The following is a 14500-nucleotide window of genomic DNA, read 5'->3' as shown; positions in this document are numbered from 1 at the left end:
AGAGGAAAGTGGTGACTGCGCGGCTTCATCATCCGGTTTGGCCATCAAGACCGGTGACGAGATCGTCCGGGGGCCGGTGGCGGTGGGGGTCAGGCGCAGGTGCTCGTCTCGCCGCCCGTGCGCCGCTGAAGTGTCCATAGGGTCCTGAACAGTCCGGGCTCGCCGGTGAGTTGGGCGTACGTTCCTTCCTGCACGACCCGTCCTTGGTCGAGGACGACGATCCTGTCCGCCACGGCGACGTTGGCGAGCCGGTGTGTGATCAGCAGGATCGCTCGGTCCTTGGCCAGGCCCCGCAGTCCGGTGAAGATGTGGTGCTCCGCGCGGGCGTCCAGCGCGGCGGTGGGCTCGTCCATCACGAGCAGAGCCGCCTTCCGGTAGAACGCCCTCGTCAGCACCACACGCTGCCACTGCCCCCCGGACAGCTGCTGCCCTCCGTACCACTCCGACGTCAGAAGGGTGTCGAGCCCTGACCGCAGGCCGGGCAGCATGTCCGTCGCCCCGGACGCCTCGCAGGCTGCCAGGACGGCGGTGTCGCTGGTGTCACCCTGCCCGAAGGTGATGTTGTCGCGGAGGGTCAGTGGCAGGTAGGTGTACTTCTGGGGGGCCAGGGCGGCATGCTGCCACGCCTCCCAGGGCTCCAGCTCCGCCGTGGTCGTGTGGTCCCACGCCACTTCGCCGGACGTGGGCAGCAGCAGTCCGCAAATGAGCCGGGACAGGGTGGATTTGCCCGATCCGTTCTCCCCGACCAGCGCCACGATCTCCCCACGGCGCACTCGCAGGGACACCCCGCTGAGGCTGTCTTTGTCGGCGCCGTCGTACCGGTAGGTGACGTCGCGGACCTCGAACCGCTCCGGCGCCCCGGTGAGGGTCTTGGTGCCTCGGGACGCCGTCATGGCCTGCCCATGGGCGTTGTCGAGGAAGTTCTGCCAGTCCTGGACGTACCAGCCGGTGCGTACCAGCCGGGCCCCGCCGTTGATGATGCCGCGTACGGAGCCGGTCGCGGTCTGGAGGGCGAAGACCGCGCCGCCTCCGGCCGCGAGGTTCATATGGCCGGAGGCCAGGAGCCAGAGCAGCGCGGCCCACACCGCGGCCGACGCCACGCCGCCGGCGACCGCGCCGGCCAGACCCATCCACGCACCGGTGTCCGCGGCCTTGCGCTCCGCCGCGTTGACCGAGGCGGCGAGCCGCCGGTACCGGCCGATGAGGAAGGGGCCGGCCAGGCAGGCCCGCATCTCCTCGCTGGACTCCACGTAGGCCATGTGCCAGCGGAGCTTGTGCAGCATCCGGCGCCGCCCCGAGGTCTCCAGCGCCGCCAGGTACACCACCCTCGCGGCCCGCACATACGCGGCGGCCTGCGGCATGCACGCCAGAAGGAGCAGCGGAAGAAGCGCCGGGTGCAGCACGGTGAGAACGGTCGCGCCGGCGGCGAGGGTGGCCGAGGCGGCCAGCACGTTCTGGGCCTCGTCGACAAGGTCGGGTGTGACCTGGGCGCCGCGGTCGGCGATGTCGTAGAAGTCGTTGTAGCCGGGCTTGTTGTTCGCCGCCAGCTCCGCGCCGAGCGCCGCCTCGATCATCGTCAGCTCCGCCGCCCGGGCCAGCACCGGCCGCAGCCGCGCGGTCAGCCATGTGACCGAGATCCCCAGCAGGGCGCGCAGACCGGCCGCCGTGGCGATGACCGCCAGCCGCGGAGCCGCCTCCCACAGTCGCTCGGTGATGTCTCCCGACGAGATCAGCGCGGTGATCGTCCCCGTGACCGCGAGCAGCCCCACGGCGGCGAGCACGCCCGTGCCGACCTGGCATGCCAGCAGGCCGAGCGTGGCGCCGCGGTCCACCCGCCACGCCATCTTCAGGGACCGCAGGACCAGCGCGGGCAGCCGCCGCGCCATCGTGCTGGTCGTCATCTGTGCGCCGGCCTGGAGTCTGGACTTGTCGCGGTACAGGAACTCCTCGTCCCGTGCGCTGTTCGTGTCGTCCGGCGTGCTGGTGTCCGATGGGCCCGGAGTCGGTTGTTCCTGTGTGCTGGCCGAAGTCAACGTGGTCCCCCTTGGCGGTCGCGCGGCTGGCTTGTGAGGGTCAACGACTCAGCGGGAATTTCGAACACATGTGTTTCGGACGGCCTTGGAACCCCGTGATTGGGCGTGTGCCGGAGGCGCGGGTTGCACCGGCCCTTGCCGCGCAAGGGCCGGGCCCGGAAGGGGAAGTGGCCAAAACGCCGACGGTGGGGTCGGCCCGTGGACGTCCGGGGCGACGAGGGCCGGCTACACCTCGTCGGTGGCGAACAGCTCGAGGTGTCCGCACTTGGGGCAGCGGAATGCCACTATCTGCCGCCGGGGCCGCCCCGTCCGCTTGGCACCCCCGAAGAACCCCCGCTCCATCGCGCCCTCGATCCAGCGCGCGTACCCGCGCGAGTGCTCGCCGGCGTCCTCGATGAAACCTTCCGCCAGACCGACGGTGCCGCAATGGGTGCACGTGTAGTTGTTCATCCTGCGAGTGTAGGAAACCCCGCGACCAGGACCGACCCGCAGCCGTCGATCCCCGCCCGGCTGGGACGACGGAGGCCCGGGACCACGGGCTGTCGGCTGTCGCGAACGCCGGGTCACCGTCCGGCTATCGTGGCTCCGCATGACCCACACCGAGATCGAGATCACCGCGGAACTGGTCCGGGATCTGCTGCGCGACCAGCACCCCGACCTGGCCGATCACCCTGTGCGGCTCGGTGCACGTGGCTGGGACAACCAGTTGTGGCGGCTCGGCGACGACCTCGCCGTCCGGCTGCCCTGGGCGACGCTGTCCGCGGACGCGCTGCTGCGCAAGGAGCACGCCTGGCTTCCCGCTCTCGCCCCGCGTCTCCCCCTGCCGGTCCCCGTCCCGCAGCGCCTCGGCGAGCCCTCCGAGCGGTTTCCGCGGCCTTGGATCGTCACCACCTGGGTGCCGGGAACGCCCGCCGACCGCGCCCCCGCCACGCGCGCCGCGGAGGCGGCCGCCACCCTGGCCGCGTTTCTGACCGCTCTTCACCGGCCCGCCCCCGACGGGGCGCCTACCGGCCGCGACCGCGGAGGATCGCTGACCGACCACGCCGAGGGGTTCGCCCGGACCATGGCCTCGGCCACCGAGCCGGGGCTGATCGCCGACCCGGACGCCGTCCGCGCCGTCTGGGAGGATGCCGTCGCCGCGCCCGACTGGACGGGGCCGGCGCTGTGGCTGCACGGCGATCTGCATCCGGCCAACGTCCTCACCGAGGACGGCACCTTCTGCGGCGTGATCGACTTCGGCGATCTCTTCGCGGGCGATCCGGCCTGCGATCTCGCCGCCGCTTGGATACTGCTGCCGGACGGCGCCGTCGACCGCTTCTACGACGCCTATCAGCCGACCCCGGACACGGCGACCCGACGCCGCGCCCGCGGCTGGGCGGTGCTGAAAGCCCTCGTCTGCGTCCTCATCGGAGAGGCGGGCGTCCACGGCCGTCCGGGCGGCAAGCGCACCTGGGGCCCACCCGGACATGCCGCGCTGCGACGCCTCACCACGACGATCGACCACTGAATGGTCTTATGGGCGACCGCGTCCGATCCGCGCGTCGTCGGCGGTGACGGTCCGCCCTCAGACGCCGGCCACCGCACCCCGTACCTCGTCCACACTGCCTGTCCGGGGCAGACGACCGACACCGCGCTCGCGGCCACTGCGGTGACTCGCCGCTCAAAGGTGTACCCGGATGATCGTTGCGCGTACGGTACGAGTCGTCCTGCCGTCCGTCGTACGAACGTTTCGCCCTCACCCGTCCTCACCCGTCCTCACCGTCCTCGATGTGAAGGAGAGTCACCGCATGCGCACTGCTTCCCTGGGTGCCGTCCTCGGGATGGCATCGGTCGTCGTACTGACGTCCTTGGCTCCAGCGGGAACGACGTACGCGACGGAGACCGCCGCCGGACGAGCCCACTGCCCCCGCCTCTCCTCCTCGCTCGCGTGGTACGGCGACAACAGGGAGCGGCTTCAGCGAGTGATCGACGAGCACGGAACGTGCGGCAACCCGCAGGTGCGGCACGGCAAGCGGCCGGTCGCCGCCTTCGACTGGGACAACACCGTCACCAAGAACGACATCACCGACCTCGCCATCGCCTGGGCTCTCAAGCACGACAAGATCCTGCGACCGGCTCGCTGGTCCGACACCAGTCCCTGGCTGACCGAGGAAGCCGACCGCACACTGACCAAGGCATGTGGCACGGATGTGCCCGTCGGCGCGCCACTGCCGACTTCCACCAACACCGCCTGCACGGACGAGATCTTCTCCGTCCGCAGTGAGGCCACCCTGATGAACGGCCACAAGGCATTCGCGGGAGAGTGGAACAGCCGCCGGACCCTTCCCCAATACGCCTGGGTGCCCCAGCTGTTCGCGGGTCACACCGAGGCCGAGGTCACCTCCTACGCGCGGAAGTCCCGGGCCGAGGCGCTGGCCGCGCCCGTCGGCGCCACACAGCGGGTCGGCAGCCACACCCTGCACGCCTACGCTCGCTACAACCCGCAGATCAAGGATCTGATCCGGGTCCTGAAGAAGGCGGGCTTCGAGGTGTGGGTGGATTCCGCCGGCAGCACTCCGGTCACCAACGCCTGGGCAGGTGGCGTCGGCGTCGACCGCCAACACACCCTCGCCATCCGCAACCTGCTCGACCGTCGGGGGCGCATCACCTACACCCAGGAAGGGTGCGGTGGCGAACCCGACAGCAAGGGCGCGGTCATGCCGTACATCGAGGGCAAGCGATGCTGGCTCAACGAGAAGGTGTTCGGTGTCACCGGCCCCGCCGCCTGGAAGCAGCAGCCTGCCGGGAAGCGCCTGGTGATCGGCGCGGGCGATGCCGACACCGATGTGACGATGGTCGGCGACGCCACCGGCGCGGGCCTGGTCCTCAACCGGAACAAGAACGAGATCATGTGCCGGGCCTACGACAACGCGGACGGCACCTGGCTGATCAACCCCATGTTCATCGAGTCGCTGCCGCGCAAGGAAGCCGCCTACCCCTGCTCCACCACCGGATACACCAACCCCGACGGCACGCTGGGTCCGGTACGCCGACAGGACGGCAGTGTCATCCCGGACCAGGAGGACTCGGTCCACGGAGGCCAGTAGGCGCGGAGCGCGCCCAGGACCGCCACGTACCTCACGGTGACGACGATCCTCCTACCGGACGGTGCGGGGGCCGGGCGCCATGCGGGCGATGGCGCCGAGCGCGGCGGCGGAGTCGCCGAGTCCGGCCGGACGCACTATCGGCCGCCCATACGAGCCGTGCGCCACGCGCGTGTTCAGCGCCCGTTCGATCGGCCGCAGCAGGGCCGGACCGGCGTCGACCAGCTCACCGCCCACGACGATCACGGCCGGGCCCACGGCGTGGCTCACCGCTTCCAGCATTCCGCCGACGTAAGCGCCGGCCCGCTCCAGCACCGCGTGTGCCTTACGGTCGCCCGACCTGACCGCGGCCACCAGCTCCGGCATGTCCGCTGCCGTACCTCCGGCGGCGCGGTAGGCGTCGAGTACGGCCCCGATCGAGGCCACCGTCTCCAGGCACCCGGTCCCACCGCACTCGCAGGGCGCGCCGTCCGGTTCCACGGCGATGTGGCCGAACTCTCCGGAGCGGCCGTCAGCGCCGCGGTGGAGTGCGCCCGCCACCACGAGTCCGCCGCCGACGCCGTGCGACAACCGCAGGTACAGCACATCCCGTTCGCCGGTGGCCGCGCCCCAGATCGTCTCGGCCAGTGCCGCCAGCCTGGTGTTGTTGTCGACCAGCACCCGCGCACCGAAGCGCTCGCGGACCAGCTCTGAAACCGTGTTGTGCCGGGACGCCCGCATGGGGTCGTGCTCCGGTGGGCCGACCGGTCCGAACACCCCGACGCCGATGCCGTTCGGCGCGCCGGATCGCAGCGTCCCGCTCGTCAGGGTGTCCGCCAGCCGCCATGCGATGTCGACACGGGCCTGCCACGGGGTGTCGGGGCCGTGTGCCTCCCGCACGGCACCGACGATCTCGTGTGACGCGTTCATCGTGGCCACCCGAACCGCCCGCCGCGCGAACTCGATGCCGAGCAGCAGGCCGGTTCCGGGGTTCACGGTCAGCACCTCGGCCGGGCGGCCCCGCTTGCGCCGGGCCGCTTCCGGTACCGAGGCGAGGACGGTGCCGTCGTCCATGAGCGCCCCGACGGCGTCGTGGAGCACGGTGCGGGACAGGCCGCACAGGGTCCCCAACTGCCCCCGCGTCAGCGGACCGTGTTCCCGTAACAGGCGCAGTACCAGGGTCTTGTGGGAGGCGGCGGCCCGTGTCCTCTCAGTCAGCATGGCGGAAGGGTCCCCTCTTTGGACGCACCCGTGTCTTTGAACGCACCCGTGTCTTTGGACGTACCTGTGACGCGGGTAGGACGCCGGTGAGCCGGTCGCTTGTGGCCCGCGAGGCTAGAGGGCGACTTTGTGGGAATGCTGTGGGTCTACGAGACGGCGCGTCCACGGGTGCCCGGACCGCGTCAGGCCCCGGCGGCCCGCGCCCGGTCAGGCCGGTGTATCGCCTTGTGCGCCACGTGAATGACATCCGCGAGGGCGCCCGGCCGCGAGAGGAACGGTGAGTGCGAGGAATCCATTTCCACGACCGTCGTCGGCTGGGCGGAGATGGCGTCGATTTCCCGGACCATGAGGCGCTGCAACGTGGGCCGTATGGCGTTGTCCCTGGTGCAGACGACGTAGCTGTGCGGTATCGAACCGTACCGTTCGGCGGTCACCGTGATCGGTTCGGAGACGACGCCGGCGGGCGCGTCCGTGGTCAGCAGCGAGATGGCCGCCTCGGCGGTCACGTCGTCGGTGACGTCGTTGTAGAACGTCTCGCGGATGACGGCCCGGCGATCGATGTCGCCCGTGTCGTAGCGCAGCGCGCCGACCGACGCCGGGTCCGCCGAGAGCGCGCCCGCCACCATCTCGCCCGCGTTCTCCGGCATGCGGAGGTACCGCGCCGCCGACGCCCCACCGACCGGGGCGAACGCCGTTACGTACATCAGCTCGGCGAACAGTTCCGGCGCCCGTTCAGCCGCGGCGGTCGCCACGGTGCCGCCCATGCTGTGCGCCACGACCAGGCACGGCCGGCCGCTTCCGATCCGCCGCACCTGCTCCACCAGGGTCGCGGCCGCGGAGGACGCCGTGATCCCGGCCACCGGCGAGGGCTCCACGGCGAACGCGTCGGCATCGAACGGACGCCCCCACCGCGACCGGGGCGAGCGACCCTTCAGACCATGTCCGTCGAGGTCCACGGCGACCGAGGCGACACCACGGCTCGCGAGGTGCTCGCCGACCGGGCTCCAGCACCAGCTGCCGTGCCAGAAACCGTGAACAAGAACGACAGGGGTCGTGGCTTCCACGCTTTTCCTCTTTCATCCTGCAACTCATCGACCAACTGGGACAGCAGGACCATAGACACGCGCGGGAGACGGGCAAACAGCTCAGCCACGTACTGACGACCAGTGGATAAAACGGGCGGCACCCGGGGCCCCGGTCAGCCCATGTGCACGGGGCGGGGGCCCAATGCGACGATGCACCTCATGAAGCGCCCTCTCGACGCGGCCCACGGTCCGATCGCCAGTGCGGACCCGGGCTGGAGGCCCACCCCGGGGACCCAGATGACGGACCGGATCCAATTGGGGGACTTCCTCCGCCGTCGCCGTGCGGCCCTGCGCCCGGAGGATCTCGGCCTCGCCCCCGGCACCCGGCGCAGGACCCCCGGACTGCGCCGTGACGAGGTGGCGGCGATGGCCAACATGTCCACGGCCTACTACGAGAGTCTTGAGCAGGCGCGTGGCCCCCAGCCGTCGGTCGCGATACTCGCGAGCATCGCGACCGCCCTGCGGCTGACACCCGACGAACGGCATCATCTGTACCTGCTGGCCGGGCACGCGCCGCCGACTCCCGCCGAGCCCCCGGACTACCTCGACCCGGGACTGTCGTACACACTGGACGCGGTGGCGGCCACCACACCCGCGCTCATCTCCGACGACCTCTCCAACGTCCTGGCACAGAACCCCCTGAACGTCGCCCTGTTCGGCACGTTCGCCGACCGGCCGGGCCACGGGAGGAACCTGACCTGGCACTGGTTCACCTCCGCGCACTGGCGTTCCGTACTGCGCTCGGCGTCGCCGGAGGAGGAAGAGGCGACCAGCCTGTCGTACGTGGCCGACCTCAGGGCCACGGTCACCCAGCGCGGCCACGATCCCGCCGCCGCGACACTGGTCTCCGATCTGCGAGAAGCCAGTGCCGAGTTCGCCGAGATGTGGGAGCGGCACCGGGTGTCGACGCTGCGCTGCTCGACGAAGTCCGTGTTCGACGAGCGGGTGGGGCGCCTCGATCTGGACTGCGTCATCCTCGCCAGCCCACTGTCCAGGCAACGGCTTCTGCTGCTCCAACCCGTGCCGGGCACGAAGACCACGGACCGCCTGAGCCGCCTCCAGCTGCTGATCGGCGACGAGCGAGCCACCCGGCTCGATTAATCCGTGTGCCGCCCGCTTTTGTCCCGCTCCTTGACGCCACGTCAGGTGTTAGCGTGAGCCGCCATGAGCAACGTAGATGGAAGGCACGACGCCCGATTCGACACCGTCCGCGCCAAGTTCGAACAGAACGTGGCCTCCGGCGAGGAACTGGGCGCGTCCCTGGTCCTCGACATGGACGGCGACGTCGTCATCGACCTGTGGGGCGGCTTCCGCGACCCGGCTCGCACCGTGGCGTGGGACGAACACACCATCACCAATGTGTGGTCGACCACGAAGGCCGTCACCAGTCTGGCAGCGCTCATGCTCGTCGACCGTGGCGAACTCGACATCCACGCACCGGTGGCGGAGTACTGGCCCGAGTTCGCCGCCAACGGCAAACAGGGCGTCGAAATCCGCCACCTTCTTTCGCACACCTCCGGGGTCGCCGGTCTCGACCAGCCCGCCGCGCTCGAGGACCTCTACGACTGGGAGAGGTCCACCGCCCGGATGGCCGCTCAGGCCCCGTGGTGGGAGCCGGGGACGGCGTCGGGCTACCACTTGACGAACTTCGGTCACTTGCTCGGCGAGGTCATCCGCCGCGTGAGCGGAAAGCCCCTGAAGCGGTTCGTCGCCGAGGAGATCGCCGGCCCGCTGGGCGCCGACTTCCAGATCGGCGCCGCCGAGGAGGACTGGGGCCGGATCGCGAACGTGAGTCCGCCACCCCCCATGCGGATCGACGCCGACGCCCTGGGGACGGACAACCCGGGCGTCAAGGCCGCGACCGGACCTTATCTGGAGGCGGACGACGCCAACACACCGGACTGGCGCCGCGCGGACATGGGTGCGACCAACGGGCACGGCAACGCCCGCTCCGTCGCACGCATGCTGTCCGCGATCGCCCGCGGTGGTGAGGTCGACGGCATCCGCCTGCTCGGCCCGGACACGATCGATCTCATCTTCAACGAGCAGGCCAACGGTGTGGACCTGGTCCTTGGCATCCCGGTGCGCTGGGGTGTCGGCTATGCGCTGCCCAAGAAGGACACCATCGCCTGGATCCCCGACGGAAGGATCTGCTTCTGGGGAGGCTGGGGCGGGTCAATGATCATCATGGACCTCGATCGGCGCATGACGATCTCCTACATGATGAACGGCATGGCCCCCGGCATCATCGGTTCCGACCGAAGCGGCACCTATGTCACGGCCATCTACGACGCGCTCCGGACCAACGCCCAGCGGTGAATTCCGCCCCGCGGATCGAAAACCGGTGAATGGCTCTCACGTCACACCTGTTGACGCGCGGACCGGGACCGCCGAAGAATGTGCGACGCGCTCTGACAACGTTGTCCAGCCTCCGAGGTGTCGTTCCGTGTCGCACCGATCCCTGCCCCTCGACCGCCGCCGCTTCCTGCACCTCGCCGGTCTCACGGGCGCGCTGGCCACCCTGCCCCCGCTCACCGGAGCCGCGAGCGCCCACGCGGCGCAGGGCCGTACGGACCCGGACCCGCTGCCCGACGCCGTCGCGGCCACCTACCTGCGGGTGCTCCTGGACCACACCCGGTGGTCCGAGACCCAGTGGGACGAGGCCCAGGGCCACTACCGGGCCGAGGACTTCGGGTTCGCCGTGGTCCTCGGCCACGCGGTCCTGCTCACCCACGGCACCTATGACGCCGAGCGCGCGGGCACCGACCGGGACACCCTCGAGCGGCGCACGCTCGCCACCATCCGCCACTTCGCCGCCTCGAACCGGCTCACCGGCGGCGACGCATGGGGCCGTACGCTCTTCTTCGACACCACCTTCCAGTCGTACTTCGTCCTCGCCGCCCGGCTGCTGTGGAAGGACCTCGACACCACGACGCGGCGGAACGTCGAGACCATCGTCCGCGAACAGGCCGCCTACACCACCTCGTTGGGCAGCGGCGACGACCCCGCCTCGGGCGACTGGACACCGAACGGCCTGACCGGCGGACACGTCGGCGACACCAAGCTGGAGGAGATGGGCCTGTACGCGCAGACCCTCGCACCGGCGCTCGCGTGGGCCCACGACGACCGCCGCGCCGCCGACTGGGCCAGGTGGTACGGCGTCTGGTCGCGCAACGAGGCGGGGCTGCCGCCCGCCGACCTCGCCAACCCCGCCCGCGTGGACGGCGTCGCGGTCTCCGAGAACACCGCCCGCAACCTGTACGACACCTTCATCGTCGAGAACCACGGCTCCTTCGGCCCGCACTACCAGGAGGAGCTGTGGCGCACCTCCGGCCGCAACGCCGCGCACTTCCTGGCCGCCGGACGCCCCCTCCCGCAGGTCCTCACGCGGCAGCCGAACGCCCAGCCGCTGTGGCGCACGCTGCTGGGTGTCATGAGCGACGCGGGCGAACCGCTGATGCCGATGGTCAACGACCGCGAGCACCTCTACGGCAGGGACGTCATCCCGCTCGCCTTCCTCTCCCAGGTGATGCGCGACCGGGCCGCGGCGCGCGCGGAGCAGGAGCTGGCGGCACGGCTGGAGGCGTACCAGCAGTACCCGCCCGAGCACCGGATGGCGAAGTTCTCGGGGGAGCCGAAGTACGAGCCGGAGGCACGCGCCGAGATCGCGATCAGCTATCTGCTGCACGTGTGGGCGGCGGCGTCGGGGCGGCCCGTCACGGCGCTGTCGCGCGAGGAACTGTTCGCGCGGTCCTCCGGTGTCACGGACTTCGGAACCGGCCCCGGACTGGTGTCCCACCAGTCGCCGAAGGCGTGGGCCGGCGCCGTGACGAAGCCCGGGTTCGTGAAGTTCGCCTGGCAGCCGGCCCATGACGACTGGCTGTTCCGGGTCAGCGGCGCGACCCCGATGTTCCTGCCCGCCACCGCCGCGAAGGTCCAGGGCCGTACCGTGCGCGTGTACGAGTCCCCGCGCGACGGCTTCGACGGCAGCGCGACGCTGCTGCGCCTGGACGGCGGCTGGGCCGGGTTCGCGACGCTCCCGACGGGCTCGATCGTCTACGCGAGCGGCGGCACCGCCGACGCGGAGGGCCACCTCGAGGTGCACAACCTGACGATGCCCGGCATGCCGGGGCTCGACGGCGCGCGCACCTACCGCTTCGAGGAGGGCGAGGCGACCGTCCGCGCCCGCGACACCTCCACCGGAACACCCGCCGGACGGGTCGACGACATCGGCTTCACACCCACGACGGTGCGCCACGTCCGCATGCTCGGCGTACGGCCCGACCCGGCCTACGGATACTCCCTGTACGCCTTCGAGGTGTGCGACGGCGCCCAGGGCCCGGACCTCGCGCGCGGCGGGTCCGCCACCGCCTCGTCGGCCGACGCGGGGAAGGGCGCGCCGCTCGCGGTCGACGGCGACGCGGCCACCCGCTGGGCGGTGTCGAGGGCCGACCGTCCGCGCGCCGACAGCTGGCTGGCCGTCGACCTCGGCGCCGAGCGCCGGATCGACCGGGTCACCCTGCGCTGGGAGTCGGCGGCCGGCCGCGCCTACCGCGTCCAGGGCTCCACGGACGGCCGGGACTGGCGGGACCTGGCGACCGGGCCGAGGCCGGCGGTGAGCAGCCGCGGTGGCTGGCTCGACGTCGACGGCCGCGCCGGGCTCGTGGTGCGGGACGGCCGGAACCCGATCGGCGTCTACGACGACACGATCGTCCTCGGCGACGGCCCGGCGGCACCGCTCCTCGTCGAGGGCTTCCCCAGTACATCGGCCGGGAGGCTGCGCGCGATCGCCCGGAGTACCGCGCCCACGGCGGAGGCCACCGAGGTGCGCACGACGCTGACGGACGGGCACCTGACCCTGTTCAACCTCTCCGGCGAGTCGGTCAGGACGCGGATCACGATCCCGCGCACCGGCACGGACACGGTGGTCTTCGAGGGCACCCAGCGGCTGACCGCCGACGGCACGTCCTTCGAGGCCGCGCTGCCCGCCGCCACGGCGGTCGTGCTGCCCCCGCGCTTCACGCTCACCCCCCTCACGAGCCGGCGCCTGCCGACGGGCCTGCGGGTCGAGGTCGTCGACGGCGCGACCGTGCGCCTGTCCGGGGCCTCCTGCACCCTGCGCGTCCGGGCCCAGGGGCACAGCGAGGTCGCCGTCGTCAGAGCGGACCGGACGATCACCGTCGTCCTGGAGGGCGCGGCCGCCCACCCGCACGACGACCTGGCCCTCGGCAGGACCGTCTTCCCCACGAGCCCGCTGCCGGAGGGCATGTCCGACCCCGCGGCGGCGGTGGACGGCGACGCCCACACGGCCTGGAAGCCGGGTGCGCGCGGCCGCATGGTCGTGGACCTCGGCGCGGCCCGCCCGGTCCGCCTGGTGGAGACCGAGTGGACGGCGGGCACGGCGCCGGGCGCGAAGGCCGGCTTCAGCACGGACGGCATCACCTACCGGGACGCCGGGACCCTCACCGGCCGGGGCCGGATGCGCCGGCTGACCGCCTCAGCGACGGCCCGCTACGTCAGCATCGAGGTCGACGGGTCGGCGCAGGCGGCGGTGTCACGCCTGCGGCGCCTGACGGTGCGCTGACCGCTTCGTGCCCGCCGGGCCATGCGGGGACGGCGGCCCACAGGCGAGCGAAGGGGGCCCTCCGGATGGATCGGCGGCCGGGTCAGCTGAGGTCGGGGTGGCGGTGGCGGACCGGGCTGATTTCCTCGAGGGCCGCGCCGAGCCGCAGGATCGTCGCCTCGTCGTACCAGCGGGAGACGAGCTGGACGCCGATCGGCAGTTTCCCGCCGGTGGCGCCGAAGGGGAGCGAGAGCGCGGGCAGGCCGGTGAGGTTGAACGGGACCGTCGCGCGCATGATGCCGCGCGCCGGGACGGTGACGTCGCCGACCTCGAATGACGGTCGGGCGTGCGGCGGCGCGGGGATGGGGCACACGGGGCACAGCAGGACGTCGTAGCGCTCGAAGTACCCGGAGAACATCGAACTGAGCGCCTCGACCCGTTGCTGGGCGGCGACATAGTCGGTCACCGTCACGTCCGGCGCGGTCAGCGCGCGCCGGATGACGCCGTGCAGCTCGGACTCGCGTCCGGCGACGGCCTGCCGGAAGTACGGCACGACCTCGGCCGGGAGCAGCACCGCGCTCAACTCGGTCGCGTCGAGGGTCTCCAGCTCGGGGAGTGGCGCCGGTTCGACCACGCAGCCCAGGTCCCGCAGGGCGTCGGCCGCCGCGGTGACGGTGGCCGCCACCTCGCGGTCCACCGGGCCGAAGGCGGGCTCGGTCGCCCAGCCCACCCGCAGCCCGGCCACGTCCCCCGGCCCGGTCGGGTCGGCAGGGTGCGGGTGGTGCCGCCGCACGTAACCGTCGACACCGTCGGGTCCCGCGAGGATCCTCAGCGCGGCCGCGATGTCCCGCACACTGCGGGCCATCGGACCGACATGCCAGTAGCGCCGGGGAACCTCGGGCCAGTGGCCGGTGATCGGGACGCGGCCCCGGGTGGCCTTGAGCGCGACGACGCCGGTGTCGTGGGCCGGCCCCCGCACCGAGATGGCGACATCGCTGCCCAACCCGAGCGGGGACATCCCGGCGGCGATCGCCGCTGATTCCCCACCACTCGATCCGCCCGGAGTCCGCTCGCGGTCCCAGGGGTTGAGCGACCTGCCGGTGATGACGTTGTCGGTCTCGGTCCAGTAGGAGAACTCCGGCAGGTTCGTCTTGGCCAGCGGAATCCCGCCCGCCGCCCGGAGCCTGGCCACCGCGGTCGCGTCTCCGGCCGGGACATGGTCCCGGAACAGGGCCGAGCCGCGTGCGGTGACCACCCCCGCCACATCCAGCGAGTCCTTGACCGTGAACGGGACGCCGTGCAGCGCGCCCGGCGCCGTGCCCGCCCGCACGGCCCGGTCGGCGGCGCGCGCCGCGTCGAGTGCCCGATCGACGGTCACCGTCACGGCGTTGACCTTCGGGTCGACCGCCGCGATACGGTCCAGATGCGCCCGCACCACTTCCACGGCGGATACCTGCCGTCCCGCGATGAGTTGTGCCAGCTCGGTCGCATCCCGGTAGTACAGCTCACTCTCGCCCATGGGCCGGTCCTTCCGCC

Annotated in this window: 10 protein-coding genes; 5 read left to right on the top strand and 5 right to left on the bottom strand. The window is 71.7% G+C overall.

Annotated features, from left to right (window positions below):
• Nucleotides 1-89: 89 nt before the first annotated feature.
• Both ACJX2R_RS09945 and ACJX2R_RS09940 read right to left on the bottom strand, forming a co-directional pair.
• On the bottom strand, nt 90-2033 hold the full coding sequence (locus tag ACJX2R_RS09945) for an ATP-binding cassette domain-containing protein (RefSeq protein WP_413099755.1): 1944 nt from the start codon (nt 2031-2033) through the stop codon (nt 90-92).
• 225 nt (nt 2034-2258) lie between these two features.
• Nucleotides 2259-2483 carry a hypothetical protein gene (locus tag ACJX2R_RS09940; RefSeq protein ID WP_210945700.1) on the bottom strand — a complete coding sequence of 75 codons (225 nt, stop codon included), beginning with the start codon at nt 2481-2483 and terminating at the stop codon, nt 2259-2261.
• A 139-nt stretch (nt 2484-2622) separates the two neighbouring features.
• On the opposite strand from ACJX2R_RS09940, the gene ACJX2R_RS09935 reads away from it, so the two are divergent.
• Both ACJX2R_RS09935 and ACJX2R_RS09930 read left to right on the top strand, forming a co-directional pair.
• Nucleotides 2623-3540: an aminoglycoside phosphotransferase family protein gene (locus tag ACJX2R_RS09935; protein ID WP_413099754.1), complete on the top strand. Its 918-nt coding sequence runs from the start codon at nt 2623-2625 to the stop codon at nt 3538-3540.
• A gap of 280 nt (nt 3541-3820) precedes the next feature.
• Nucleotides 3821-5119, top strand: a complete 1299-nt coding sequence (locus ACJX2R_RS09930; protein ID WP_413099753.1) for a haloacid dehalogenase-like hydrolase — start codon at nt 3821-3823, stop codon at nt 5117-5119.
• 51 nt (nt 5120-5170) lie between these two features.
• On the opposite strand, the gene ACJX2R_RS09925 is transcribed toward ACJX2R_RS09930, so the two are convergent.
• Together ACJX2R_RS09925 and ACJX2R_RS09920 are read right to left on the bottom strand one after the other, a co-directional pair.
• Nucleotides 5171-6316, bottom strand: a complete 1146-nt coding sequence (locus tag ACJX2R_RS09925; protein ID WP_413099752.1) for an ROK family protein — start codon at nt 6314-6316, stop codon at nt 5171-5173.
• Nucleotides 6317-6498: 182 nt separating this feature from the next.
• Complete coding sequence (locus ACJX2R_RS09920) at nt 6499-7380, bottom strand: alpha/beta hydrolase (RefSeq protein ID WP_413099751.1); 882 nt, start codon at nt 7378-7380, stop codon at nt 6499-6501.
• 180 nt (nt 7381-7560) lie between these two features.
• Between ACJX2R_RS09920 and ACJX2R_RS09915 the strand changes: the two genes are divergently transcribed.
• The 3 genes from ACJX2R_RS09915 (at nt 7561) to ACJX2R_RS09905 (ending at nt 12985) form a co-directional block, all read left to right on the top strand.
• Complete coding sequence (locus tag ACJX2R_RS09915) at nt 7561-8502, top strand: helix-turn-helix transcriptional regulator (protein WP_413099750.1); 942 nt, start codon at nt 7561-7563, stop codon at nt 8500-8502.
• A 63-nt stretch (nt 8503-8565) separates the two neighbouring features.
• Nucleotides 8566-9720, top strand: coding sequence for a serine hydrolase domain-containing protein (locus ACJX2R_RS09910; protein ID WP_413099749.1), 1155 nt, complete (start codon nt 8566-8568; stop codon nt 9718-9720).
• Nucleotides 9721-9847: 127 nt separating this feature from the next.
• A complete protein-coding gene (locus tag ACJX2R_RS09905; protein ID WP_413099748.1) occupies nt 9848-12985 on the top strand; it encodes a discoidin domain-containing protein in 3138 nt (1045 codons plus the stop codon).
• 82 nt (nt 12986-13067) lie between these two features.
• On the opposite strand, the gene ACJX2R_RS09900 is transcribed toward ACJX2R_RS09905, so the two are convergent.
• Entirely contained in the window at nt 13068-14483 is a 1416-nt protein-coding gene (locus tag ACJX2R_RS09900) for an amidase (RefSeq protein ID WP_413099747.1), read from the bottom strand.
• Nucleotides 14484-14500 lie beyond the last annotated feature (17 nt).

The sequence above is a fragment of the Streptomyces sp. Inha503 genome (assembly GCF_047215865.1).
In the GTDB taxonomy this organism is placed as follows: domain Bacteria; phylum Actinomycetota; class Actinomycetes; order Streptomycetales; family Streptomycetaceae; genus Streptomyces; species Streptomyces lycopersici.
The sequence above is the reverse complement of the archived record's forward strand: the minus strand, read 5'-3'. Positions and strand labels throughout refer to the sequence as shown.

What these genes read in the sequence shown, in the direction of transcription:
- ACJX2R_RS09925 (WP_413099752.1), bottom strand. Translation starts at nt 6,316, where the DNA reads ATGCTGACTGAGAGGACACGGGCCGCCGCCTCCCACAAGACCCTGGTA.
- ACJX2R_RS09915 (WP_413099750.1), top strand. Translation starts at nt 7,561, where the DNA reads ATGAAGCGCCCTCTCGACGCGGCCCACGGTCCGATCGCCAGTGCGGAC.
- ACJX2R_RS09900 (WP_413099747.1), bottom strand. Translation starts at nt 14,483, where the DNA reads ATGGGCGAGAGTGAGCTGTACTACCGGGATGCGACCGAGCTGGCACAA.
- ACJX2R_RS09940 (WP_210945700.1), bottom strand. Translation starts at nt 2,483, where the DNA reads ATGAACAACTACACGTGCACCCATTGCGGCACCGTCGGTCTGGCGGAA.
- ACJX2R_RS09935 (WP_413099754.1), top strand. Translation starts at nt 2,623, where the DNA reads ATGACCCACACCGAGATCGAGATCACCGCGGAACTGGTCCGGGATCTG.
- ACJX2R_RS09910 (WP_413099749.1), top strand. Translation starts at nt 8,566, where the DNA reads ATGAGCAACGTAGATGGAAGGCACGACGCCCGATTCGACACCGTCCGC.
- ACJX2R_RS09930 (WP_413099753.1), top strand. Translation starts at nt 3,821, where the DNA reads ATGCGCACTGCTTCCCTGGGTGCCGTCCTCGGGATGGCATCGGTCGTC.